The sequence below is a fragment of the Parasphingorhabdus sp. genome (genome assembly GCF_049667325.1).
In the GTDB taxonomy this organism is placed as follows: Bacteria; Pseudomonadota; Alphaproteobacteria; order Sphingomonadales; family Sphingomonadaceae; genus Parasphingorhabdus.
Genome location: NZ_JBATHY010000033.1, coordinates 1 through 1,678, shown reverse-complemented (window position 1 = coordinate 1,678; position 1,678 = coordinate 1). Strand labels below are relative to the sequence as shown.

Annotated in this window: 1 protein-coding gene and 1 pseudogene; both read left to right on the top strand. The window is 57.4% G+C overall.

What is annotated here, in order from left to right:
* Positions 1-669: pseudogene (locus WBM93_RS01620) on the top strand (2-oxoacid:acceptor oxidoreductase subunit alpha); the annotation flags it as partial.
* On the top strand, positions 666-1,678 hold a 1,013-nt coding region (locus WBM93_RS01615; RefSeq protein WP_424427493.1), incomplete at its 3' end, for a 2-oxoacid:ferredoxin oxidoreductase subunit beta. The pseudogene WBM93_RS01620 and the gene WBM93_RS01615, both read left to right, overlap by 4 nt.

Genomic DNA, 1,678 nt, shown 5'->3' with positions numbered 1-1,678 from the left:
ATAGCGGTGCAATATATGACCCCGGTTATGTTGCTGACCGACGGCTATATCGCCAATGCGGCAGAGCCATGGAAAATTCCGGATGTCGATACGCTCGAGCGTTTTCCGGTCAGCTTCATGACAGAGAAACCCGAAGGCCCGTTGTTGCCTTATAGCCGGGATGAAAATTTGAAGCGGCCTTGGATCAAGCCCGGCACACCTGGCCTGATGCACCGGATTGGCGGCATCGAAAAGGGCGTGGATACCGGGCATATCGAATATGGTCCGGCCAACCACCAGACGATGACCGAAATCCGGCGCGACAAGGTTCTCGGCGTTGCGGACAGTCTACCCGATCAGGATCTCGCCTTTGGCAAGGCCGGCGCCAAGCTGGCTGTTGTTGGCTGGGGGTCGACCTTTGGTCCGATTCATCAGGCCGTGTCACGCGCCAGCGCGGCGGGCAAGGATGTCGCCCATGTCCATATTCGCAATATCTGGCCGCTGCCGAAGAATCTCGGCGAGTTGCTAAAGAGCTTTGACCGGATCATCGTGCCGGAAATGAACACCGGTCAGTTGAAGACAATCTTGCGCGACCAATATCTGGTCGATGCGAAGCCGGTGAACAAGGTTTCCGGCCAGCCGTTTACCATCGCCGAAATTTCCGCGGTGATCGAGGAGAATCTGTCATGAACGAGATGACCAAAATCACGACCACGCTGAAAGACTGGGAAACCGATCAGGAAGTTCGCTGGTGTCCGGGTTGCGGCGATTACGCCATTTTAAAGGCCGTACAGCGGACCATGCCCGATCTTGGTGCCGATCCGTCCAATACGGTGTTCATCAGCGGTATCGGCTGCTCCTCGCGCTTTCCCTATTATATGGAGACATACGGTTTCCATACCATCCACGGCCGCGCGCCTGCGGTCGCGACCGGTGTCAAGCTGGCCAATCCGGAACTCGACGTCTGGATCATCACCGGTGACGGCGATGCGCTGTCGATCGGCGGCAACCACACAATGCATTTGCTGCGCCGCAATCTCGATTGCCAGCTGATGCTGTTCAACAATGAAATTTACGGGCTGACCAAGGGCCAATATTCGCCGACCAGCCGTCAGGGCACGCAAAGCCCCTCGACGCCTTATGGTTCGGTCGACCGGCCCGCTTCCCCCTGTGCCTTTGCGCTCGGCGCTGGTGCGCGGTTTGTTGCGCGCGGGATCGATATCCACAAGGGCCTGCCCGATGTGCTGAAAGCCGCGCATGCCCACAAGGGCACATCGTTCATCGAGATTTTCCAGAATTGCATCGTCTATAACAAGGATGTGTTCGAGGAATTTGCCGCCAAGAAAACCGCAGCCGACACGCAATTGCATTTGCTGGACGGCGAACCGATGCTGTTTTCCAAGGGTGAAAAGGGCATCACGCTCAATCGCAAGACGCTGCAACTGGAAGTGGTCGATATTGTGGATGGCGACTGGGCGGCAGCCGGTGTGATAGTCCACGATGTCACCAACCGCTCGGTTGCGCATATGCTGGTCGAGATGCAGTTCGGTGAATTCCCGATGGCATTGGGCGTGCTTTATGACGATCCGCGGCCGACATTTGAAGCGGCTGTGGTGGCGCAGAACGCTGCGTCATCTGCGGGCAAGAAACCCGATCTGCAAGGCCTGCTCAACAAGGGGCAGACGTGGACGGTGACCGA